This window comes from Pseudomonas sp. SDO52101_S400 (assembly GCF_054071635.1).
This window is the reverse complement of sequence record NZ_JBSVWF010000002.1, coordinates 105,020-128,124: the sequence shown is the minus strand read 5'-3', so window position 1 is coordinate 128,124 and position 23,105 is coordinate 105,020. Positions and strand designations below refer to the sequence as shown.

Here is a 23,105-nt window from a genome sequence, read left to right as displayed (position 1 = left end):
TGGCTGACTTCGCTGCTGCACTGTCCTGCGGAGTGCGGTCGTGGTGCTGGCCGACAGGGCGGGCGCAGTCTGGATCAACGCCTGATGGCCAGATGTCCCGAATGCGCAGGTGTTGAGCCTGCGCATTTTTTTACCTGCGTCAGGGGGCCGGCGCGGGATCCAGTTGCCGGCCGACTTCACAGATCAGGCGGGCTATCGAGTCGGCATTACGCAGAATGACATTGATGCGCGCGTCCGGAGATTGTTGGTCGAGGAACGCATTACGGGCCTCCCGAAGGTTCCGGGCACCGGTCAACCGCAGGATTTCTCCGTGGATCAGCTCCATTCCCGGCACCTTATCGACATCGACCCAGTCCTTGAGGACGGTGTTCCATTCGGCGAACAACTGGGCGCGAGGCGTGCTGAGTGACAGGGCTGACTTCTGTTCGTTTTCCAGCTCGTTGTATAGCTTCAAACCGCCCGAGGTAATCGTCGATATCAGGTCGCTGAACGGCTCCCGCGCCCTGAGGGTGGTGATATCCAGTGTATTGCTGAATTGATGGGAGAACTCGTGAATCAACGTTGACGCCTGTGCGTGCCCATCCACATCGAACTGCTCGAACATGAAGGGTTTGTAGTGATCCAGCTGCTGTTTGAAAAAGTGCTCTGTGAAGTGCACCCGCTTCTCTGTATCGCCATCGAGCACAAACGCGATGACGTCGTGCAGCAATTTGTTCGAGCCAACAACGAAACGATCGGTATTGAGCAACTCATCCGACGGGTCTACCAGTGCGTTGCAGATCGGCAGGATGGCTGCGTTGATCCTGGAGAGAATCTCGGGGGTGATCGTCGGCACATTGAAGAAGTCCTCCAGAAAATGGCTCACCCGTGAATGGATAGGGCCATTGGCGAGGGGGACCAGATTATGCAGGCAATAGAAGGCATAGCGTCGTGCCAGGTCGACCGCGTGTACCAGCGCCCGCGCTTTAAGAGGAAACTTGAGACGGATTTCATCCATCCCCTGCGCTTCGATATTCAGCATTGTGCGGCGCAGGTTTGTGTAGGTGTTGCGTTCGACCAGTCTGCCGAACGCCTGGCCGTAGTGAACGGTCTGGTGATCGGCGACTCGCACCATGCGAGGTCCGTTTTTCTGGAACGTCGGACCAAGGGGCACACTGTTGGCCAGACGCCAGGCATTACCGCTTTTGACGACCGGATACACCTTGCCATCAACCGCTGCGAAATGACGGTTGCGGGATACCTGAAGGTAAGTGCCTTGACCCGGGGTGAACTTCAGGTCCTTGAGCGCGATGTCCACGGACTCGTACGATTGCAGCATCGTGCGTTGGGGCGCGGTCGGGTCGATGTCGGCCAGTTCCGCTGTTCCCGCCGACTCTTGAACCTCCTCGACAACGACTTCTGCTTCACCCGACGCTTCCGGTAACAACCCCACCAGGACCATTTGCTCGGCCCCCTGGATAAAGGACTTCAGCGCCCGTTTCCAATGGTGATTCTGCAGAGCCTCGGCGGAGTCCTTGAACCTGTCATAGGCTTTCCAGAGCACGGGGATATAACCAAGCTTGCCTGGCAGCAGGGTGCCGAGCTGCCTTATTTCCTGACTTAACAGGATTTTCACTGTCTCCCAATCGAATTGCGATTCAGTGCTTTTCTGCGTGCCTAACTGCTGTTCCAGAAGCACGAGATTGTCGTTGTAGAGGTACTCCAGCAGATTTCCTTCAATTGCATTGGTGGCCAGTTTCATTTCGCTGGTCTGGCCAACGGACGACTCCAGCAGGTTGCGGAATATTGCTCGTTCACTGTCATGCAGGCGACGCAGCAGCAGGTCTTGTAAAAGACCGGGCATGTTGAGGGCTGCAATCAGGCTTTTTTCGTTTTCGAATTCCTGGAAAACCTGTTCGGCATAAGGCGCATAGAGCACGAGAGGGCCCTTGTGCCCGTTCCCCGGGGAGAAAACATACATCCCTTGAACGGACACGGCAGTCGCTCTGGCAGTCTTGATCAGTGACAGCGGGCTGGCGATGGCATGGGCGCCGTGCACCGCTGCTCGTGCAAGGGCATCGGGCATGTCCAGTACCTGCTGGATCAGATTGAAGGCACTGTCTGACAGATGTTGCTGCAGTTTTGCTGCATGGGCATGTTGCAGCAGCTGCCAGGGTAACTGACGGAAAAAACGTTGCTTGCGCTCCCGGCTTTCGGGGTCGTTCGCCGACAATGCCTGTACCACTTTCCGGGCATAGGTGGTCGGTATCGCCAGCGACAGCAGCATTTGCGTTACGGCGGTTTGATCCAGCCCGGCCGGCAAGGTCCTGGCGTTTTTCGAGGCGATCCTGAAACCGGTGCCCTGCGCGACATTGATGTGATTCAGGGCGAACTCGACCAGGGATCGCGCGGGCCCGGCCAATGCCAGGTTGGGGGCGATTTCAATCTCATGCGGGTCCAGTCGGCTGTCCGGGAAACGGCTGTCGAGCATTGATTTCAAAGTCTGCTCGACATGACCCACCAGCGACGGTACCCCGGACAGGTAATCCTTGTCGTCAGTGACGCTCTGGTACCACTGCTCCAGTAGCTCCACATGCAGCTTCTGATCCTGGACCGGTGCCATACCCAGCCAGGCGGGAAGTGTTTGCTGAGTGGCAATCGCCCGGGCATGGGCGCTCGCCAGTGGCAGATTGGTGTGCAGGGGAGCACCTCGCAGTGCTTCCAAAGCCCTGTCACGGCGAGTGGTGTCCTTGATCCGCTCCCGCACTTGCTGGCAACGGTCCAGATAGTGCCCGATGGCGGATTGCACGCACTCGTGCAACACATTGCCATCGATGTATTGAAACGGCCCGAGGCTGTACCGTTGATGGGGCTGGTACTGCGAAGGCACGATGTTTTCCAGCAGGAACAGGCGCCGGTCGCTGTCGCTCAAGCGTCGTTTCAATGCCTGTCGGGCAACGGCGACGGAGTCGAAAACTTCCAGCCCCAGTGCCGGTGTCCACAATACGGCGCGCCCGGAGTGCTGTTCATCGAGCCCGCCGCGCTCGGTGATGAAGAGGCAGTGGGCAAGGGGCACCGGAGTCGGTTGGGCGGAGCATTCAAGCGTCACCGCATAGGCATCCGGGCGGAAACCATTGAGGGCGGAGCGCTGCGCACGGCTCGGCTGATCGGCATTGATGACATTGCTGACAATGGCCTGCACCGCGGTGTTCAGGGAGCCATCGAGTAACCTGAGTCGGGCCTCGCCATTGACCCCGACGAACCAGGCTTGCGCCAGATCCGGTTTCAGGCGTTCGAGCCAGTAACGCTGGATAGCCAGGTTCGCCATCGGTTGAACCCTGAGCTGCTCGAGGATGGGCGTAGCCACCGAATCGAAAGTCTTGATCGCTGCAAGTGCCTTGTCCGCCAGCACCACGGACGGTTGCTGGTTGCCGGAAATCACCGGATGCGTGCTCCAGCGTCCTCCCATATCGATTTGCTGCAGTCGCTCGTGGATCGTCGAACGGATATCCATGCTCTTGTCGAGCAATGCATGGAGATTGACGGCCCCGTCACTGTGGCGAAAGACTTGCAGCGCATATTCGATGTTCTGCCGTTGTTTGGTGATGATCGACTCGAACAGAATCCTGAAAATGTCACCGACAATCCGCTCGCCGGACACTTGCGGCTGTCCGAATCCGAGAAAACGATTGCGCTCGTCCAGGCTCAACAGCCCATAGAGCTCATCTTCATGGCCCTTGGCGATGAACTTTTCCTTCAGTGTTTCCTTGAGGTCATCGTAGTCCTTCAGCAGTTGCAAGCCGTGAGAGGGCGTGTACAGGAAGGCATGAGGCTCGCTGATCATCAGTGAGCCCGCCAGCTCCACATAATTGGCTTCGCGTTCCCAGAGACGCACGTTTTCCACGACGGGAAAGCGCACGGCCTGAGTGACCGGTCGAATCAGTTGTTGCAGCGTGTTGAACTGCCCGGAGTCGATCACGCCGCTTTCGCGCTTGAACATCCATTCGTTGTGCGCCTGATCTTCCAGTGCCTGGGCAAAGAGGGCGCGTCGCGACAGTCCGAGGGCGGATGGTGCTTCCCAATAGCGCTCCAGGTGCCGGAACAACAGCGCGGGCAGTTTGCTCGCAGCCTGTGTGACAGCATTTTCCCATTGCTCCTGATCATCGGTGGCCGGTGTTCTGCCAGGGTTGGAAAAACGGGGCCGTTGTTCGGCTGGCCAATATTGATGGCGGTAATACATCAATACCGCATCACTCAGACTCATGAGGTCGCTGATGTGTTGCCGCTCGCCACTGTCCCCGGTCAACCGGTTGAAGCTGACTTGAGTGCGGTTTTGCGCCAATGAGCCGAAGTGAGGCCGGAGCAACTCATCCAGCACCGCATCCAGAAGCTGTGGCAGGGTCGGAAGTTTTTTCAGCTCTTCGCACATCATTTCGGCATTCGGCAGCAGGCTCCCTCGAAAATCCGCCAAATGCTCAGCGAAGACGTCACCGGTGAGGCTGGCGAACGTGATTGAAATACGCTCGGCGTCCAGCAATCGCTGGCGCAGGGACAACGCCAGGAATGGCAGCAGTTTGTCCTGCTCGTCGATGTTGTTGAGCCGTTCTTCAAGCCGCTCCTTCAAATCGGCACGGTTGTGAAATTTCTGGATGCCCGCGTACGGGGTATAGAGGATCAGCCCCTTGTCGTCCGGCGTCTCACCGATGACAAAGGCGCCAGCCAATGGCACGGGTGGCTCGCCGGCAATGTTAAGCAAAAGACGTTCGATGACCATGGGCGGCTCTTGCTGGCGGCGCAGGGCGTCGGACGCCAGTCTGGCATGGGCGAGCCATCTGAAATCCTTTTCATTCAAGCCATGGGCCTTGCCCAGTGCGGGCCAAAGGCCCGGTGAGTCAAACGTTTCGGGGAATAACAATGGTGGAGTGGGGGCTGACATCGTCGAGTCTCGAAGAGGGCGTTTACACGCGTGGGTAGATCGAAACCCAAGGCTAAAAAAACGCTGGCAGGCGTCGGTGGTAAATACATATCGCGCGGGGGGCGATGCGCATGGCGGGGTTGACAGGCTGTGGGCCGCATGTGGTTAATCCTCGTTGCGGGTTGTCCGTACGCTGTTGTTCCCTCCAAAAACCACAATGGAGCTTCAGATGTCTGCGCCACACGATCATGCGAACTCGTCCACGGTGTCTCTGGACGAGCTGACTCAACTGCTGGAAGCGATTTTCACCCGTCACGGCACCTCGACCGAGGTCGCCAGGACGCTGGCCGCCAATTGCGCCAACGCCGAGCGGGACGGTGCTCACAGTCATGGCGTATTCCGGATTCCCGGTTATGTCTCGACCCTCAACAGCGGCTGGGTCAACGGCCAGGCCGTGCCGAAGGTCGAGGACGTGGCTTCAGGGTTTGTCAGTGTCGATGCTGATAATGGTTTCGCCCAACCTGCGCTGGCGGCGGCGCGTCCACTGTTGGTGGAAAAGGCCCGCAGTGCCGGGATCGCGATATTGGCGATCCGTAATTCCCATCACTTCGCCGCGCTGTGGCCGGACGTCGAGCCTTTCGCCGACGAAGGCCTGGTGGCGCTGAGCGTGGTCAACAGCATGACCTGTGTGGTGCCGCACGGCGCCGACCGGCCGTTGTTCGGCACCAACCCGATTGCCTTCGCCGCCCCCCGGGCCGACGGTGCGCCGATCGTTTTCGATCTGGCTACCAGTGCCATCGCCCATGGCGACGTGCAGATCGCCGCACGCAAGGGCGAGAAGTTGCCGGCTGGCATGGGCGTCGACAGCCTCGGCCAGCCGACTTGCGACCCGAAGGCGATTCTGGAGGGCGGCGCATTGCTGCCGTTTGGCGGGCACAAAGGCTCGGCGCTGTCGATGATGGTGGAGCTGCTCGCCGCCGCGCTGACCGGTGGCAATTTCTCGTTCGAATTCGACTGGAAGAACCATCCCGGGGCCAAGACCCCGTGGACCGGGCAGTTGCTGATCGTGATCGACCCGAGCAAGACCGCCGGGCAGAACTTCGCCGAACGCAGTCAGGAACTGGTCAGGCAGATGCATGGGGTAGGGCTCAAGCGTTTGCCGGGTGATCGGCGGCATTTGCAGCGGGCCCGTTCTTTGGCGCAGGGTATCGCGCTGGACGACACGACGCTGGCGCAGTTACGGGAGCTGGCCGGGCTTTGAGGCCGGGCATGAAAAAGGCGAGCCGGATGGGCTCGCCTTTTTTGTGTCTATCGCTTAACGCCGGCCGAGCAACAAACCGACCACCAGGCCAAACCCGGCGGAGATCGCCACGGTCTGCCAAGGGTGGCCGCCGATGTAGTTTTCGGTGGCATCGACCGCCGGTTTGGTGCGGTCACGCACGCTGGATACCGAGTCCAGCGCCTGCTGCAATTTCAGGGCGATTTGTCCGCGCAGGGTCTCCGCTTCTTCGCCAACCAGTGAGGCACTGCTTTTGAGCAGTTTGTCCGACTCTTCGATCAGAGCCTGAAGTTCGCTGAACGCTTGATCCTTGATTTGGTCTTCAGCGGCTTGAACGGCGCTTTTGCGGGCCATTGGGTGACTCCTTGCAGGTGAATGGACAGTGAACAATGGAGTGTGGCGCTGCTTGAAAAGTTGCAGCGAATTTCTGTCAGGAAGAAAAACCAGCGCCGGAGATTTCCGTCCAGCGTGTAAGATGTCGCCATTTCATGCAGCAGGTAATTCCCCATGAGTTTCAATCTGGCCGACAAATCCCTCGCAGAGCGCGCTGCGCTGGAAGACGAGAAATCCCGACTGTTCGAACTCTGGCAGAACAATCTGGGCAAAGCCAAGGGCGAAGCCGCGCGATTGTTCGGCGAGCGCTCCAAGCGCAAGGGCAAATGGGCCGAATTCGTTCGCGCCGAACTGGACGGCATGTCGCCGCCGGAGTTCGCCAACATGGTGCGCAGTGAAGTCAACCGGCTGATGGCTGCCAACAAGTAATCATTCGGTCTTGAAACTGGCGACAATCGCTTCGCGCACTTTCAGTACCACCGGATCGATCTGGGCATTGGTGCGCCAGCCCAGTTCGATCGGGTAGCGTGGCAGCGCCAGCGGGCAGGGCAGCAGCGCCAGCCCGCTCAGTGACGCAATCGCCTGCGCCGCGTGGGTCGGGATGGTCGCCACACTGGCGCTGCCCTTGAGCAGGTGCGGTAATGCCGCAAAATGCGTGGTCGAGGCGCAGACCCGGCGAGTCAGCCCCAGCGCGGCCAGCCCTTCATCGGTGATCCCGATAAAACCACCCGACGACACCAGAATGTGCTCGCGGGCGACAAACTCTTCCAGACCGATCTGCTGCTGGCCTGGCGCCAGGCTCGCCGGATCCACCAGGCACGCGTAACCCCCTTCACCCAACACCTGACGACTGAGCAGCCGCTCGGCGAATCCACCGGCGGTGATCGCCAGATCGATGCTGCGCTCCATCAGGGCTCGGGCGACGATCTGGCTGTGGGTCTGGCGGAAGATCAGGCGCAGTTTCGGAGCGCTTCGTTCGATTTCCTCGATCAAGCGTCGTCCGTAAGCAATCTCGAAATCATCCGACAGCCCCACAGCGACCGAACGGCCCTCGTAATGATTTGCAGCAGGATCGACCATTGCCAGGCTTTGCCGGCATTTGTTCAGGGCGTCGCTGACCACCGGTTTCAACTGATTGGCCTTGAGGGTCGGTGCCAATCCCCGGCCGGTGCGCACGAACAATTGATCGCCATAGACCTCGCGCAACCGGCGCAACGCTGCGCTGACCGCCGATTGGGTCACGCCCAGACGCAACGCCGCGCGGCTCGCACTGGATTCTTCATGCAACGCTTCAAAGACTTTCAACAAGTTGAGATCGACGGTGGCGATATTCATTTGGTTCATATCATTCAGCAGTGAGTCAGGCTTTATTCATGATCCTGTGGCGCCGGAGAATGAGCAACACCTGAACTTCACGGAGTGACCGTCATGCCCAAATCAATCGTTGCCGCCCTGCAGATCGGCGCCTTGCCCGGCTGCAAGGCTGAGACCCTGGAACAGATCCTGAGCTGGGAAACCGCGATCATCGAATCCGGCGCAGCGCTGGTGGTGATGCCCGAAGCGTTGCTCGGCGGTTATCCGAAAGGTGAGGGCTTCGGCACGCAACTGGGTTATCGCCTGCCGGAAGGACGCGAGGCTTACGCCCGTTACTTTGCCAACGCCATCGATGTGCCAGGCGCAGAGACCGAAGCGCTGGCCGGACTGTCGGCGCGCACTGGCGCCAATCTGGTGATTGGGGTGATCGAGCGGGCGGGCAGCACGTTGCATTGCACCGCGCTGTATTTCGACCCGCAGGCGGGGCTGGTGGCCAAGCACCGCAAACTGATGCCCACTGGCACCGAACGACTGATCTGGGGCAAGGGCGATGGTTCGACTTTGCCGGTGCTCGACACTCAGGTCGGCAAGCTCGGCGCAGTGATCTGCTGGGAAAACATGATGCCGCTGCTGCGCACGGCGATGTACGCCAAAGGGATTGAAGTCTGGTGTGCGCCGACCGTGGATGAGCGCGAGATGTGGCAAGTGAGCATGCGCCACATAGCCCATGAAGGGCGCTGCTTTGTGGTCAGCGCCTGCCAGGTGCAGGCCTCGCCGAACGAACTGGGCGTGGAGATCGCCAACTGGCCCGGGGATCGACCACTGATTGCCGGTGGCAGTGTGATCGTCGGGCCGATGGGCGATGTACTGGCCGGGCCGTTACGCGGTGAGGCTGGCTTGCTCACCGCCGAGATCGATACCGATGAACTGGTGCGGGCTCGCTACGACTACGACGTGGTCGGCCACTATGCACGGCCGGATGTGTTCGAACTGAGCGTGGACGAGCGGGCCAAACCCGGAGTGCGCTTCACCGCTTGAGGCGCTGTTGCCACTCCTCACGGGTGATTTCCCAGATCTCCCGGGGGAAGCGACCGCCGACGAAGTTGTCCTCATCGGAGCGGATCAAGCGCATGCCGGTGCGCTCCGAGAGCTTTCGCGAACCAAGGTTCGGTGCGGCTTTCGGCGCGCGCAGCACCGGTTGATCGAGAGTTTCGAACCAGTACCGGGTGACGACTTCGCTGGCTTCGGTCATCAAGCCCTGGCCCTGCCAGGCTGGTGCGAGCCAGAACCCGCGATGGTTGTCCGGTTCGTCCATCAGGCTGATGTTGCCGATCAATTGCTCTGGTGCCGACTTGAGGCGAATCGTCCAGTGCCACTCTTTGCCCGCCGCAATCGCCGGCAGCGCAATGTCACGCAGGTAGGTGAGGGCGCCGTCGTCCGGATAAGGCCAGGGCACGAAGGCGTTCAGATAACGCACCACTTCCCAGTGCGCAAACTGCTGCTGGATGGCCTCGGCGTCCGCCAGCTCCAGAGGACGCAGAATCAGCCGTTCGGTGTACAACGTTGGGGTGTCTTCCATAAACCTGCGGCTTCCCTGTTTCTGTCAGTGAGCCGTGCAGGCTACCGCATCTTTACCAGGTTGCGGCACTGGCCTTGGGCAGACTGAGCTTGCCGCTGTCGACAAAACGCATGGTGCCAAACACACCGCCCGCCAGTTTGCCGCGCAATACGTAAGGCAGGTTGTCGAGGGTTTGGGTCTGGCTCAGGCCCAGGGTCTGGCGCAAAACCGAGAACGCCGAGATGCTCACCGGCACACTGACGATGGCTTCGGAGAACCGTGGAATGGAACCGCTTTGGTCGCTGACACCGGAAGCGAACGAATGACCGTTCACGTCAAGATCCAGCGCGATGCCGTTGTAGTCGATGGCGGTTTCGTTGGGGTTTTGCACCCGCAGCTTGATGGCGAAGCGAACTTCCAGATCCTGGCTCGGCAGCGGTTCGACGCCGACCACGTTGATGTTCACCGGATCGCGGTTGGGAAACAGCGCACAGGCGCTGAGGGAGAGCAGAAGCAGGGACAGGATGACGGCTTGGATGCGGCGCATTGATGCTCTCTCATTGAAAAAGGGCTGAACCGTTGCCGGTATCAGCCCTTTTTTTTATTGAGCGGACAGGATCAACGGTTCAACTGTGCGACAGCGGCCGTAGAGGCAGGTTCACCTTTGGCCGGTACGTCCGGGTTTTCCATGACCTGAAGGATAGAGGCTTCCGGGTCGAAGTCATCCTCTTCCAGTTCGATGAATTCTTCCGGCAGGAAAATATTCAGCACGATCGCACACAGCGCGCCAACAGTGATTGGCGACTCGAAGATGTTGCGCAGCGCCTGCGGCAGTTCGCGCAGCACTTCCGGCACGGCGGCGATACCCAGGCCCATGCCGACGGAAATCGCCACGATCAGCATGTTGCGCCGATGCAGGCCGGCCTCGGCGAGGATCTTGATCCCGGCCACGGCCACGGTACCGAACATCACCAGTTCCGCGCCGCCGAGTACCGGTTTCGGCATCAGTTGCAGTACCGCGCCGATCATCGGGAACAGCCCCAGCAGCACCAGCAGGCCGGCAATGAAAAACGCCACGTAACGGCTGGCCACGCCGGTGAGCTGAATCACTCCGTTGTTCTGGGCGAACGTCACCATCGGCATGCTGTTGAACACCGCGGCCATGGCCGAGTTGAGGCCGTCGGCCAGCAAGCCGGACTTGATCCGGCGGATGTACAGCGGGCCTTTGACCGGTTGCCGGGAGATCATCGAGTTGGCGGTCAGGTCACCGGCGGCCTCCAGCGGCGACACCAGGAAAATCACCGCCACCGGCACGAACGCCACCCAGTCGAAGTTGAAGCCGTACTTGAACGGCACCGGCACGCTGACCACCGGCACTTCGGGCAGGTTGGCGAAATCCACGGTGCCCATCAGCCACGCCACCACGTAGCCGAGGGTCAGGCCGATGACGATCGCGCCCAGGCGCAGGAACGGCACATCAACCCGGTTCAACACCACGATGGTGCCGAGCACCAGCGCCGCCAGGAACACATGACTGGCCGCGCCCAGATCCGCCGCGCCGAAACCGCCGGCAATGTCGGTCATCGCCACTTTGATCAGCGACAGGCCCATCAGCGTGATGATGGTGCCGGTCACCACCGGGGTGATCAGCATGCGCAGTTTGCCGATGAACTGGCTCAGCACCACTTCGATGAACGCGGCAAAGAAGCACACGCCGAAGATCGTCGACAGGATCTCATCGGTGCCGCCGCCCCGGGCCTTGACCATGAAGCCGGCGCTGAGAATCACGCTGATGAAGGAAAAACTGGTGCCCTGCAGGCACAGCAGGCCGGAACCGACCGGGCCGAAACGTTTGGCCTGGACGAAGGTGCCGAGGCCGGACACGAACAACGCCATGCTGATCAGGTACGGGATTTCGCTTTGCAGGCCGAGGGCGCCGCCCATGATCAGGGTCGGGGTGATGATGCCGACGAAGCTCGCCAACACGTGTTGCAGCGCGGCAAACACCGTCGCGGTGAAGTGCGGACGGTCGTTCAGACCGTAGATGAGATCGTTGTTGCGCGGGGCTTTTTCAGAGACGGTCATGGTGGTTTGCGTGCCGCAATGCGGGGCCGGGTCGGAAAATGGGTGCGCAGGATGCCGTAAGCGAGGGGCGAGGGCAACGCATTAAAACTGCCCAAAAGGTCAGGTTCGACCAAAGGCGAAGAGCAAATCCTGCTCAAACGCTTTCTGTGCATCTCCCGGCACCTGCGCCCGATGGCGGGCCAGATGAAACGCCACGTCAAAGCTCAACTCGCCTTCGCGCACCGGGCGCAACAGGCCTTTATCCTGCCACTGGCGAGCGTAATGGTTGGGCAGATAACCGACGTGTTTGCCGGACAGAATGAAGGCGAGGGTGCCTTCGACCTGTTCCGAGCGCGCCGAGCAGAGCTTGCCCTGGAACGGCTCGTCACTGCGCAGGAACCGATACGGGTGATCGACCCGGTCGCAGGCCAGCAACGCTGCGTCACTGGGAGCATCGTCGGTGAACAGCGGATGGCCGGGCGCGCAATACAGATGCTGGGTTTCGCTGAACAGTTCGCGGTAGTCGAAGGCGCTCTGCACCTGGGAGAAGTAACCGATGGCCAGGTCCAGCCGCTGTTGCAGCAACAGGCGCTCCATTTCGCCGGGCATGGCGCTGATCAGCTCGATGCGCACCGATTCGTCCCGTTCGCGAAAACGCCGGATCGCTTCGGCCACCCGTTGCAGCACCGATTGGTCGACTGCTTCCGATAAGCCCAGACGCACTTCGCCGATCAGGCGCCCGGCAACGCCGTTGGATTGATGACGGAAGGTCTCGATCGAATCGAACAGACTGCGGGCGGCAATCAGCAGTTGTTCGCCTTTGGGCGTCAGGCTGAAACCGCCCTTGCCACGGTTGCAGACCCGATAGCCGAGTCGGGTCTCAAGCTTGGCCATTTGCTGGCTGATGCTCGACTGACTCAGCCCCAGCTCACCCTGGGCGGCACTGAAACCATTGGATTCGACCACCCCGAGAAACAGGCGCAGCAGCTGCAAATCGACATCGTGGAGCTGACCGAGCATCACATTACTCCAGCATAAAGTCAGGTTAATTAACTTGATATTTTTCCAATGTATCCGACGGCGCATCCTGCCACCACTTCCTCTGGTCAGGTGTTCGTCATGGCTCCCTTGTTCAAGCTGTGTTTCCCCGCGCTGTTGCTCTCTGTCTCCATCGCCGCCCAGGCCGAGGACAAGACGCTCAACCTCTACAGCTGGGCCGATTACGTGGCGCCCGAAACCCTGCAGCGCTTCGAAAAGGAAACCGGCATTCACGTGCGCTACGACACTTTCGATACCTCCGAGGTGCTGGAGACCAAACTGCTCACCGGCGGCAGCGGCTACGACGTGGTGGTGCCATCATCCAGCGTGCTGGCCCGTGGATTGGCCGCCGGCGCGCTGAAGGAAATCCCTCACGAGGGGCTCAAGGGATACGCCAATCTCGATCCTGATCTGCTGGAAAAACTGGCGGCCGTGGATCCGGGCAATCGCTACGGTGTGCCTTACACCTGGGGCACGCTGGGCCTGGGCATGAACGTCGAAGCGGTCAGGCAGCGGCTGCCGGATGTGCCGCTCAACAGCCTCGATCTGCTGTTCAAGCCTGAAAATGCCAGCAAGCTCAAGGACTGCGGGATCGCCATTCTCGACTCGCCGCAGGAAGTGATTGGCCTGGCGCTGCACTACCTCGGCAAGGATCCCTACAGCACCGACAAAAACGATCTGGCCGCCGCCGAAGCCTTGTTGCAGAAGTTGCAGCCCTCGGTGCTCTACGTTGCCACGGGGCGGCAGATCAGCGATCTGGCCAACGGCAGCGTGTGCCTGGCGCTGACCTACAACGGTGACGCGAGCATGGCCGCCGATCAGGCGCGCAAGGCCAACAAGCCGTTCGAAGTCGCGTACCGGATCCCGAAAGAAGGCACGCTGGTGTGGCAGGACAACCTGGCCATCCCCAAGGACGCGCCGCACCCGGAAGCCGCGCGGGCGTTCATCGAGTTCATGTTGCGCCCCGAATCCGTGGCGGCGCTGACCAATACGCTGTTCTTCGCCACCGCCAACCAGGCCGCCACGCCGCTGGTGGACGAAGCGGTGCGCAACGATCCCGACATCTTTCCCAAAGCGGACGTGCGCCAGCGGCTGTACGCCGACCGCAGCATGAGCCTCAAGGACATGCGCCAGCGCACGCGCTTGTGGACCACTTTCCGTAGCCATCAATAACGCTGGATAACACCAAAGGAGCAGACCGATGGACGTGCCAATGCAGAACGATCAGGCCCTGACCCGTGACAGCCTCTACGGCACCGCTGCCGAAAGCACCTACGCCGGGATCACCAGTTTCATGCGCCGGCGTTACAGCCGTGACTTGCGCGGCGTTGACGTTGCGGTCAGCGGCGTGCCGTTCGATACCGCCACCAGCAACCGTCCTGGCGCCCGTTTCGGGCCGCGGGGGATTCGTGCGGCGTCCACCGGGATCGCCTGGGAACGCCACTGGCCATGGGCGTTCGACCCGTTCGATCATCTGGCGGTCATCGATTACGGCGATTGCGACTTCGATTACGGCTCGCCGCACACAATCCCGGAAAGCATCGAGGCCCATGCCGAACACATCCTCAGCTCCGGCAGCGCCATGCTGACTTTCGGCGGCGACCACTTCATCAGCTATCCGCTGCTCAAGGCCCACGCGCGCAAGCACGGCACGCTGTCGCTGATCCACTTCGACGCCCACAGCGACACCTGGCCGGACGAGGGCGGCAAGCGGGTCGATCACGGCACCATGTTCTGGCACGCGGCGCGGGAAGGGCTGGTGGATCCGGCGCGCTCGGTGCAGATCGGTTTGCGCACCACCAATGACGATCATCAGGGCTTTCAGGTGCTGGACGCGCGGCAGGTACATCGCCGTGGCTGCGAGGCGATTGTCGAGGCGATTCGTGCGCGGGTCGGGGACAACCCGGTGTACCTGACGTTCGACATCGACTGTCTGGATCCGGCTTTCGCACCGGGCACCGGGACGCCGGTTTGCGGCGGGCTGAGTACGGTGCAGGCACTGGAAATCCTTGGCGGATTGCGCGGGATCAATCTGGTGGGGATGGACGTGGTGGAAGTGGCGCCGGCCTACGACCATGCGGACGTGACGTCACTGGCAGCGGCGACGCTGGCGATGGAAATGTTGTGCCTTTACGCAGCCCGGCACAAAGTTGATATATAGGCCAGCCACAACACACCCCTGTGGGAGCGAGCCTGCTCGCGAAGGCGTCAGTTCAGTCGACTGATCGGTGTCTAATACACCGCTTTCGCGAGCAGGCTCGCTCCCACGTTGCTCCTGACAATTTCTGACACCAGGCTCTGCTAAGCTCCGGCAAATTTCCGTACAGAGCCTCATGCCGTGTCGCGAACCACTCGCCTGTTGACCCTTCTGCAAGTGCTGCGTGGCAAGAAACGCCCGGTTACTGCGGCGTCGCTGGCATCCGAGCTGGAAATCTCCGAGCGCACCCTCTATCGCGACATCGCCGAATTGACGGCGCTCGGTGCACCGATCCACGGCGAGGCGGGCATCGGTTATGTGTTGCGCAGCGGTCTGTTTCTGCCGCCCTTGATGCTCAATGCAGACGAAACCGAAGCCATCGTCCTGGGCCTGCGCTATGTCGATCAGCGTGGCGACGAGGTCCTGAGCAAAGCGGCGGCGGATGCCCTGGCAAAAATCGCCGCCGTGCTGGATCCGCAGGCTCAGGAGGCTATGCGCAATCCGACGGTGATGCCCGGACCGCCCGGTTACGGTTTCCCGCAGAACGCGGTGCCGTTGAATGTGTTCCGTCAGGCGATCCGCGATCAGTCCAAGCTGCACATCGATTACGCCGACGCACAGCAGGTGCCGAGCCAGCGGTTGATCTGGCCGCTGGCGCTGGGGTTTCTCAATGAGGTGCGGATCATTGTTGCGTGGTGCGAGTTGCGCAGCGCGTATCGCACGTTCCGAACCGACCGGATCTCGGCGGCCAGCCTGCAGGGCGAGCGCTATCCTGGGCGTCGCAGTGACCTGTTGCGCACCTGGCAACGGCAGATGCAACTGGACGAAAACGGGCGTTTCACTCCTGACAAAAACTGACGCAGGGCTGTTCTAGGATGGCGACAGAACCCGAAAACAAGGAGCTGCACTCATGTTCCATCCTACCTCGATACTCGCCCCGGCCATCGTTGAGTACATCAACGCCGCGAATGCTCGCGATACGTCCCGGGTCGGCAGTTTTTTTGCCGAGGATGCCCATGTGTTCGATGAAGGCCATCATCAGGTCGGCCCGCAAGCCATCGCCGACTGGATGCAAGACACCGCCCGACGCTATCAGCCACGGGTCGAAGTGCTGGGCGTGCAGCAGCGGACCGGCAAAGTGCTGGTGCAAGGGCTGATTTCCGGGACGTTTCCCGGTAGTCCGCTGGAGTTGCGCTACACCTTCCGCCTCAACGAGCAGGGCAAAATCGCACGGCTGGATATTTCCGTGTAGCCATCGTGGCATACTGCCGCGCATGACTTTCGACTCTCCGTTAAGCGCCTGGCAACATGCCGTCGAGCACAAGGGCTTCATCCAGGATGAAGCCCAGGAGCACGCGGTTTGGGCGTTGCAAAAATGCCATGAAGCCCTGCACGCCGGTGCCCGTTCGGTCACTGGCGTTTATCTGTGGGGACCGGTCGGGCGCGGCAAGACCTGGCTGATGGACCAGTTTCATCAAAGCCTGCGGGTGCCGGCCCGACGTCAGCACTTTCATCACTTCATGGGCTGGGTCCATCAGCGTTCCTTTCAGTTGACCGGGATCGCCGATCCATTGCGGGCCCTGGCTCGGGAACTGGCGGCCGAAGTGCGGGTGCTGTGCTTCGATGAGTTGTTCGTCAATGACATCGGCGATGCGATTATCCTTGGCCGGTTGTTCCAGGTGATGTTCGACGAAGGCGTGGTGGTGGTCTGCACCTCCAACCTGCCGCCGGATCAGTTGTATGCCGACGGCTTCAACCGCGACCGCTTCCTGCCGGCGATCACCGCGATCAAGCAACACATGCAGGTGGTCGCGGTGAACGGCGCTGAAGATCACCGCTTGCATCCAGGAACCCTCGAACAACGTTACTGGGTGGCGACGCCGGATCAGGATTGCGAATTGCTCAAAGTATTCGAAACATTGACGGTCGGGCAGAGCGCCAGCTCTGAGCCAGTGCCGGTGGGCTACCGGGCCTTGAATGTGGTGAAGGCCAGCGAGTCGGTGCTGTGGTGCCGTTACGCTGATCTGTGCGAGCAGCCGTTCGCCGCCATGGACTTTATCGCGCTGTGCGACACCTACCGGGCTATCCTGTTGAGCGAGGTGCCGAACCTGAGCGCACAAAAGCGCGAAGGGCGGATCGCCCGTGGCACCGAAGACGGCGCCGAACGCGTGGTGGCCGGCGATCGCGAGTTGCCGCAACTGTCGGTGCACGATGACGGTGTGCGGCGCTTCATTGCCCTGGTCGACGAGTGCTACGACCGCAAGGTGCCGCTGTACATCGAGGCTCAGGTGCCGATGGAATCGCTGTACACCGAGGGTTATCTGGAGTTCCCGTTCCGCCGGACCCTCAGCCGCTTGCTGGAGATGCAGCTGCAACGCTTTGCCGACACTTGATGCGCGGAGGGCGCGACATGACTCAGCCACTGTCCCATCACTTGCTGACCATGGCCTATCAGAACGCCTGGGCCAACCATCGACTGGCCAAGGCCTGGCTGCAACTCGACGACGTGCAATTGGCGGCGCCTCGAGTCAGTTTTTTCCCGAGCATTCGCCTGACCCTCAATCACATCCTCACCTGCGACTGGTTCTACGTCGATGCGCTGGAGCGCGAGTTGCGTGGTGATGAGCCGCATCCCGATTGCTACGTGTTTTTCAACGCAGACGAACCCTTCACCGAGGCGCAGGCCCTGCGCCGTGAGCAGGCGCACGTCGACCGCCGCTTGATCGCTTATTGCGAGCAACTGCGCGATGCCGAACTGAGCCGCATCGTCACCATTGCCCGCGACACGCCGCAGCACGACAGCCGTTTGCGGATGATTTCTCATCTGTTCGAACATCAGATCCACCATCGTGGCCAGGTCCACGCCATGCTCAGCGGCACGCCGGTGAAGCCGCCGCAACTGGATGAGTTTTTCTGTGCCGGCGAATCAGGTTTGCGGGCCGAGGATTTCGCCGAACTGGGCTGGACGGAAGAACTGATCTGGGGCCACTGAAACGGCCGGGTTGTGGCCGGGGGCTGCCTCGCGCTAAGGTCGGACAGCCTATCAGTGCGTATCAAACGTGCCGGGGCCCCGTGCGATCGAGGATGGAAATGGATTCCGCAGAGATTCTTGTACTTCAAGCCAGTTATACCAACCCGCTGCATGCCGAGGCCATCGGTGTGGTGCTCAATCATTACGCCGAAGACCCGATGGGCGGCGGCCAGCCGATTGCCCCTGAACTGTTGCAGCAACTGCCCGCAGAACTGGCCAAGCGACCTCACGCGTTCAGCGTCCTGGCGTTTGTCGGCGGTGAACCGGCAGGGCTGGTCAACTGCTTCGAAGGGTTTTCGACCTTTGCCTGCAAGCCACTGGTCAACGTCCATGACGTGTCGGTGGTTTCGAAGTTTCGAGGCCTGGGTCTGAGCCAGAAAATGCTGCGCAAGGTCGAGGAAATCGCCCGTCAGCGTGGCTGCTGCAAGATCACCCTGGAAGTGCTCGAAGGCAATGCCGTGGCCCAGGGTTCCTACGCCAAATTCGGCTTTGCGCCGGGCATGTTCGACCCGAGTCACGGCCGCATGCTGTTCTGGATCAAGGAACTGCAGGCATAAAAAAAGGCGCCCGAAAAGGGCGCCCAACTGTCATCTGCGAAGCCAGAGCGGAACTATCGCAGGTCCATCGGTAAACCGGTCTGCATCAGGGACGGTAGTGCTCGGTGACCTGCGCGGTCTGGTCGTCCGGGACGCGAAGCTCATTGGCTTTCGTGTCTGTCTGCTGGCTTTGTTCGGTGTGGACCGGGAAGTTCTCCCAGTGGTATCTCATCCGCTCGGCACCGCCCTCGGCGAAAGCGCTGGCGGATGCAATGGCGAGTAGACCGGCAAGGATTGCAGTCGTGGTTTTCATGGTGCCTCCTACTAAAAAAATCGGAGCCGTTCATCCATGAATCAGAACCTCGGGGCGCAGTGTCCGGCGAGGGTATTAACCACGGGTTAACGCGCGTGATTGTTTCCAAGGGGCGGGCGAATGCTGCACGCGCCGGTGACGCGTGCAGATCGCAGGGAAGGGCGTCAGAGTTTCCAGTCGAGGCTCAGCGTCACCGTTCGTGGATCGCCCCAGAACACGCCGTTGTAGAAGCCGACGTTGTCGTAGTACTTCTTGTCGAACAGGTTGTCGACGTTCAGCGACGCCGACAGGTGTTTGTCGAATTCATAGCGTGACATCAGCTTGACCACCGAATAGGCGCCCTGGCTGATCCGTGTCCGTTCGGTGATGACCCGGCCATTGGCACCGCGTCCGACCGGGCGGTTGGAATTGCCGTAGACGTCACTCTGCCAGTTCACCGCGCCGCCCACGGTCAGGGCGCTCCAGTCGCCCGGCAAGCGATAAGCGGTGGAGAGGCGAAGCATGTTCAGCGGCTGGTTGGTGTTGGTGCGGTTTTTCTCGCCGTTGAGTGCGTGGGTGTAGGTGTAGCCGGCGGTCATGTTCCAGCCGTCATGGATTTCGCCCGAGAGCTCGGCTTCGAAGCCGTTGACCTTGTTGCCTTTGCCGCCGCTCTTGTAGAACTCCTCGCCAGTGACCGGATCCGGTGGTACCGAGTCGTCGAGCTCGGCGACGTTGTCCTGCTTGCTCCAGAACACCGCCGTGGCCAGGTTCAGGCGTTCGTTCAGCAGGCTGCCCTTGAGGCCTATTTCATAGTTGCTGCCGACCACCGGCTCAAGGAATTTGCGATTGGCGTCGCGGTAATCCTGAGGATTGAAGATGTCGGTGTAGCTGGCATACACCGTGTATTCCGGCGTCAAGTCGTAGAGCAGCCCCGCGTACGGCGTCCACATGTCGTTGTGTTGCTGGCGGCTGGCGTCGACCGCGCTCACTTGACGATTGTCGTCATACGTATTGTCGGCTTTCGACGCCTTCCAGCTGCCGTAGCGGCTGCCAAGCACCGCATGCAAGTCGTCGGTGAAGCTCAGGCGAGTGGCAAGGTATCCGGCTTTCTGCCGGGTGCTGGAGGTGGAGCCGGTCAAGCCGGTGACGGTGTCGGGGAATTTGGCGATATCGCCCATGTATTTCCGCTTTGGCGATGGGTGTAGGCCGCTTTCAAGTGCCAGCCGCCCGCCAGTGCCTGGTCGAGGGTGGCGAAGGCGGTCTTGTCCTTGATCGGCCAGGAACTCCACGACGTCGCCATGTTGGTCGAGCGGCCCAGGCCTGCCTTGCCACCGTCGGCGTTCCAGTACGGCACGGTACCCCAGGAGCTCCCCTGCACTTGTTTGTCCTGATAGTCGTAGCCGACCGCCAGCACGGTCGAGTCCGTCAGGTCGCCTTCGAGGATGCCGTAACCGACTTCCCGTTGCAGCGCGTAGTGGTCACGAAACGACTGGCTGTCGCGATACGCCAGCACGCTGCGTCCGCGCAAACGGCCGTCGAAAGCAAGCGGGCCGCCCACGTCCACGTAGCTGTAGTAATCGTCGTAGCTGCCGCCGCTGACCCCGGCCAGCGCCTGCAACTGCGCAGTGGGGCGCTTGCGGACCATGTTGATGGTGGCCGAGGGATCGCCCGCGCCGGTAGTCAGGCCGGTGGCGCCCCGTACCACTTCGATGCGGTCATAGATGATCGTGTCGGAATCGGATTTCATCCGGCTGAAAGTGTTGAGCATCCCGTCGATCTGGAAGTTGTTGATCGAGTAGCCGCGAGACGAATAGTTGACCCGGTCGGAGTCGTAATGCTGGACCACAACGCCCGTGGTCTGGCTCATGGCCTCGGACAATGTACCGAGCTTGAAATCATCCATCTGCCGGCGGGTCACCACGGACACCGATTGCGGGGTTTCCTTGATCGACAGGTTCAACCGCGTCGCTGTGCTCATGGCGCCGGTGGTGTAGGACGCCGTGTCTTCGGTCGTGGAACCCAGGCCTTGGGCAGTGACGTTGGTTGAGGCCAGTTCAAGTGCCGGAACGCCGGGCTCAGGCTGCTTTTCACTGTCGGTTTCAGCCAGCAGATCAGGGCTCAATGCAGCACTGCACAGGCCCAGGGTGAGGGTCATGGAACGGGTGATGGGCGCGAACATCGCAGCCGACTCCTTGTCTTCGAGGGAAAAATTCCTTTGGTTCAAAGACGAAGAGGGGGAGTGCGATTTAGTGACAAACGAGAAATATTGTCATTTCTAGGTGTTGCGACAGCATGAAAAAAGGGCCGTTTCCGGCCCTTTCCAGGTTACTGCTTGACGACTTCCTTAGGCGCTTCGTCGGGCTTTTTCGGCTTCATCAGACTGAAGTCGATCAGTGCCCGTTGTTCGCGTTCGTAAGGGTTGCCGATCAACAACGGACGCGGCTTGAAGCTGTCGCTGACGATGCTTTTGCTGCGGTCCAGCTCATCGAAGCTCAAGCCGGCCAGGTCCGCCCAGGTATGGATCAGGTGCGCGCTGCTGTAAGGCCGGCTCAAGTCTGCGGCGAAACTCCAGTCGTGGTTTTCACGCCACTTCGGCGACGCCCACGCCATGAACGGAATGGTGTACATCGGCGCGGTCGGTTTGTTTTCGTTACGGCCCAGGGTGGTGTGGCCCGCCGAATCGAACACGTCTTCACCGTGGTCGGAGAGGTACAGCAAAAAGCCGTTCGGATCGGACTTGGCGTAGTCCTTGATCAGGCTCGAGACCACGAAGTCGTTGTAGAGCACCGCGTTGTCATAGCTGTTGTAGGTGGGTACCTGGTCGTCACGCACACCGGCCGGCACGCCATCGCGATCCTGGAACTTGTCGAAGGTCGGCGGATAACGATACTGGTAGCTCATGTGCGTACCGAGCAGATGCACGACGATCAGCTTGCGCGGTGCCGGATCGGTCAGGGCCTTGTTGAACGGTTCGATCACGTCGCCGTCGTATTGCGCGGCGTTCTGATTGCGGTTGTTGTTCAGGTACACCTGCTCGTCGGCCTGTTCGGAGAAGGTCGTGAGCATGGTATTGCGTTTGGTCATGGTCTGTTGGTTGGTGATCCAGAACGTCTTGTAGCCGGCCTGTTTCATCATGCTGACCAGCGACGGCGTGGACAGGTAAAGATCCGGGTTCTCTTCGTCAGCGAAGGTCAACACCTGTTGCAGCGCCTCGATGGTGTACGGGCGCGGGGTGACGACGTTATCGAAGATCGAGAGTTGATCCTTGAGCTTGTCCAGTTCCGGCGTGGTCTTGCGCTGATAGCCATAGAGGCTCATGCGCTGACGGTTGGTCGACTCGCCGATCACCAGCACCAGGGTCGCAGGCTGATTGGCGCCGGCGTCCTTGAGGTTGTGCAGCGGCGGGATCTTGCTCGCGCTGTCGAGCATGCCCTGCATTTCGCCCAGGGTTTCGAGGTAGCGGTGATAGGCCACGGCCATCTGCCAAGGCACGGCCGGTTCGATGCGGGTTTCGAACTTCTCGAAACCGCCGGCGAAGCTGCCGGTGCGCTGGGTCTGTTTGATCAGCGGGTAACCGACTACCGCGATCAGAATCGCCATGGCCGCCACGAAGGCTCGGCCACGAGGCATGTAGACCGGACGCAGACGGGTCCACAGGAAGTAGGCGAACGCGGTGTGAGCGAGGAACGCGGGGATCATCCACCAGGCAAAGTACTGGGTCATGTACTCGCCAGCTTCCGACACGTTCGATTCGAACATGATGAAGATGACGCTCTGGGAGAATTCCTGCTGATAAATGAAGAAGTAGCCCAGGCTGGCCATCGAGCAGGCCCACAGCACCACGCCGATCACGGCGGCAAGCAAACGGGTGCGTTTGGGGAACAGCAGCATCGGCGCCAGCCACACCGCGCTCATCACGAACGCCTGGCGGAAGCCGGTGAAGCCGGAAGTGCCGGTCAGCTGAATCAACAGTTGAGTGATACCGGAGAAGTACCAGAAGAAAACAAACAGCCAGATGAGCCCGGCCCAGTCAAAACCTGCCGCAGCAGTCTTGCTGCGTTTGAACAATGCCATTCAGCACTCCAACTCAGTCACCATTGCCACCGTCGGGGCACTTCATGAAACGAGAGCATGAAAACCGACGAACGGAAGCCGCGCGCAGACACGCACGGCAGAATCGGCCGGAGTATCAACAAGCGAATGTGAAAACTTTGTGAGTTGCGGCAAGTGGCGGAGGGCGAATCATGTCGGGAACGGCAGGGCAGCCGTTCCCGGAACAGGCGGGCAATCAGGCGTGCGGGGAACGCTGTACGACCGGCAGAGGCTGCGGCTGGAGGCTCTGGGTCATCAGGCGCAGTTGCGCGAGTTCCTGTTTCAGCTGGTCGCGTTCGTCTTTCAACTGACGCAGTTCATCGCGACGGATCGTGACATACAGGGTTTGTGGCGGCATTGCTGTGTGTACTGTGCCCATTGCTCACCTCGCAAATGGCGTGTCTCAACTGCAGATCAGCTCCGGTTTCGAGCCTTGACCTGCTATCGGCGCCGATTTTGGTTTCTTTTGCTCGTGAA

General features: G+C 60.6%; 20 protein-coding genes and 1 pseudogene. 10 read left to right on the top strand and 11 right to left on the bottom strand.

Annotation, left to right across the window (positions count from 1 at the left end; genetic code table 11):
* Positions 1-139: 139 nt before the first annotated feature.
* A complete protein-coding gene (locus tag ACW9HX_RS01305) occupies positions 140-4,753 on the bottom strand; it encodes a dermonecrotic toxin domain-containing protein (protein ID WP_457379171.1) in 4,614 nt (1,537 codons plus the stop codon).
* A gap of 370 nt (positions 4,754-5,123) precedes the next feature.
* Here ACW9HX_RS01305 and ACW9HX_RS01300 point away from each other — a divergent pair, with 370 nt between their 5' ends.
* Positions 5,124-6,155: an Ldh family oxidoreductase gene (locus ACW9HX_RS01300; RefSeq protein ID WP_457379170.1), complete on the top strand. Its 1,032-nt coding sequence runs from the start codon at positions 5,124-5,126 to the stop codon at positions 6,153-6,155.
* 54 nt (positions 6,156-6,209) lie between these two features.
* Here the strand turns inward: ACW9HX_RS01300 and ACW9HX_RS01295 are convergent, their stop codons facing one another.
* Complete coding sequence (locus tag ACW9HX_RS01295) at positions 6,210-6,527, bottom strand: DUF883 family protein (protein ID WP_096820293.1); 318 nt, start codon at positions 6,525-6,527, stop codon at positions 6,210-6,212.
* A 153-nt stretch (positions 6,528-6,680) separates the two neighbouring features.
* Here ACW9HX_RS01295 and ACW9HX_RS01290 point away from each other — a divergent pair, with 153 nt between their 5' ends.
* Positions 6,681-6,935 (top strand): hypothetical protein, encoded by a 255-nt coding sequence (locus tag ACW9HX_RS01290; protein ID WP_007957535.1) that lies wholly within the window; start codon positions 6,681-6,683, stop codon positions 6,933-6,935.
* Here ACW9HX_RS01290 and ACW9HX_RS01285 read toward each other — a convergent pair whose 3' ends face one another.
* Entirely contained in the window at positions 6,936-7,850 is a 915-nt protein-coding gene (locus tag ACW9HX_RS01285) for a LysR family transcriptional regulator (RefSeq protein ID WP_457379169.1), read from the bottom strand.
* Between the two features lie 84 nt (positions 7,851-7,934).
* Here ACW9HX_RS01285 and ACW9HX_RS01280 point away from each other — a divergent pair, with 84 nt between their 5' ends.
* A complete protein-coding gene (locus tag ACW9HX_RS01280) occupies positions 7,935-8,858 on the top strand; it encodes a carbon-nitrogen hydrolase family protein (protein WP_457379168.1) in 924 nt (307 codons plus the stop codon).
* Here ACW9HX_RS01280 and ACW9HX_RS01275 read toward each other — a convergent pair.
* The 4 genes from ACW9HX_RS01275 to ACW9HX_RS01260 form a co-directional block, all read right to left on the bottom strand.
* Positions 8,848-9,399 carry a GNAT family N-acetyltransferase gene (locus ACW9HX_RS01275; protein WP_457379167.1) on the bottom strand — a complete coding sequence of 184 codons (552 nt, stop codon included), beginning with the start codon at positions 9,397-9,399 and terminating at the stop codon, positions 8,848-8,850. The two genes, ACW9HX_RS01280 and ACW9HX_RS01275, sit on opposite strands and share 11 nt — an antisense overlap.
* 52 nt (positions 9,400-9,451) lie before the next feature.
* Positions 9,452-9,925: an LEA type 2 family protein gene (locus tag ACW9HX_RS01270; RefSeq protein ID WP_096820297.1), complete on the bottom strand. Its 474-nt coding sequence runs from the start codon at positions 9,923-9,925 to the stop codon at positions 9,452-9,454.
* A gap of 71 nt (positions 9,926-9,996) precedes the next feature.
* Positions 9,997-11,463, bottom strand: a complete 1,467-nt coding sequence (locus ACW9HX_RS01265; protein ID WP_457379166.1) for a nucleobase:cation symporter-2 family protein — start codon at positions 11,461-11,463, stop codon at positions 9,997-9,999.
* A 99-nt stretch (positions 11,464-11,562) separates the two neighbouring features.
* Positions 11,563-12,462, bottom strand: coding sequence for a LysR family transcriptional regulator (locus ACW9HX_RS01260; RefSeq protein WP_457379165.1), 900 nt, complete (start codon positions 12,460-12,462; stop codon positions 11,563-11,565).
* Between the two features lie 99 nt (positions 12,463-12,561).
* Between ACW9HX_RS01260 and ACW9HX_RS01255 the strand changes: the two genes are divergently transcribed.
* The 7 genes from ACW9HX_RS01255 to ACW9HX_RS01225 all read left to right on the top strand — a co-directional run bounded on the left by ACW9HX_RS01255 (position 12,562) and on the right by ACW9HX_RS01225 (position 18,265).
* The gene (locus tag ACW9HX_RS01255) at positions 12,562-13,653 is read left to right on the top strand and encodes a polyamine ABC transporter substrate-binding protein (RefSeq protein ID WP_457379164.1); all 1,092 of its coding nucleotides are present in this window, start codon (positions 12,562-12,564) and stop codon (positions 13,651-13,653) included.
* A gap of 28 nt (positions 13,654-13,681) precedes the next feature.
* Positions 13,682-14,641 (top strand): agmatinase, encoded by a 960-nt coding sequence (gene speB / locus ACW9HX_RS01250; RefSeq protein ID WP_457379163.1) that lies wholly within the window; start codon positions 13,682-13,684, stop codon positions 14,639-14,641.
* A 177-nt stretch (positions 14,642-14,818) separates the two neighbouring features.
* Entirely contained in the window at positions 14,819-15,535 is a 717-nt protein-coding gene (locus ACW9HX_RS01245; protein WP_457379162.1) for a helix-turn-helix transcriptional regulator, read from the top strand.
* A 52-nt stretch (positions 15,536-15,587) separates the two neighbouring features.
* Positions 15,588-15,929, top strand: coding sequence for a nuclear transport factor 2 family protein (locus tag ACW9HX_RS01240; protein ID WP_457379161.1), 342 nt, complete (start codon positions 15,588-15,590; stop codon positions 15,927-15,929).
* A 22-nt stretch (positions 15,930-15,951) separates the two neighbouring features.
* Complete coding sequence (gene zapE, locus ACW9HX_RS01235; protein ID WP_457379160.1) at positions 15,952-17,070, top strand: cell division protein ZapE; 1,119 nt, start codon at positions 15,952-15,954, stop codon at positions 17,068-17,070.
* Between the two features lie 17 nt (positions 17,071-17,087).
* Positions 17,088-17,669 carry a DinB family protein gene (locus tag ACW9HX_RS01230; RefSeq protein WP_457379159.1) on the top strand — a complete coding sequence of 194 codons (582 nt, stop codon included), beginning with the start codon at positions 17,088-17,090 and terminating at the stop codon, positions 17,667-17,669.
* A gap of 98 nt (positions 17,670-17,767) precedes the next feature.
* Complete coding sequence (locus ACW9HX_RS01225) at positions 17,768-18,265, top strand: GNAT family N-acetyltransferase (RefSeq protein ID WP_457379158.1); 498 nt, start codon at positions 17,768-17,770, stop codon at positions 18,263-18,265.
* An 85-nt stretch (positions 18,266-18,350) separates the two neighbouring features.
* Here the strand turns inward: ACW9HX_RS01225 and ACW9HX_RS01220 are convergent, their stop codons facing one another.
* The 4 genes and pseudogenes from ACW9HX_RS01220 to ACW9HX_RS01205 all read right to left on the bottom strand — a co-directional run bounded on the left by ACW9HX_RS01220 (position 18,351) and on the right by ACW9HX_RS01205 (position 23,007).
* Entirely contained in the window at positions 18,351-18,557 is a 207-nt protein-coding gene (locus tag ACW9HX_RS01220) for a hypothetical protein (protein WP_085731093.1), read from the bottom strand.
* Positions 18,558-18,721: 164 nt separating this feature from the next.
* Positions 18,722-20,715 (bottom strand): annotated as a pseudogene (locus ACW9HX_RS01215) (TonB-dependent siderophore receptor).
* Between the two features lie 146 nt (positions 20,716-20,861).
* Positions 20,862-22,610, bottom strand: a complete 1,749-nt coding sequence (locus tag ACW9HX_RS01210) for a phosphoethanolamine transferase CptA (protein ID WP_457379157.1) — start codon at positions 22,608-22,610, stop codon at positions 20,862-20,864.
* 214 nt (positions 22,611-22,824) lie between these two features.
* Positions 22,825-23,007: a DUF6026 family protein gene (locus ACW9HX_RS01205; protein WP_457379156.1), complete on the bottom strand. Its 183-nt coding sequence runs from the start codon at positions 23,005-23,007 to the stop codon at positions 22,825-22,827.
* Positions 23,008-23,105: the final 98 nt, after the last annotated feature.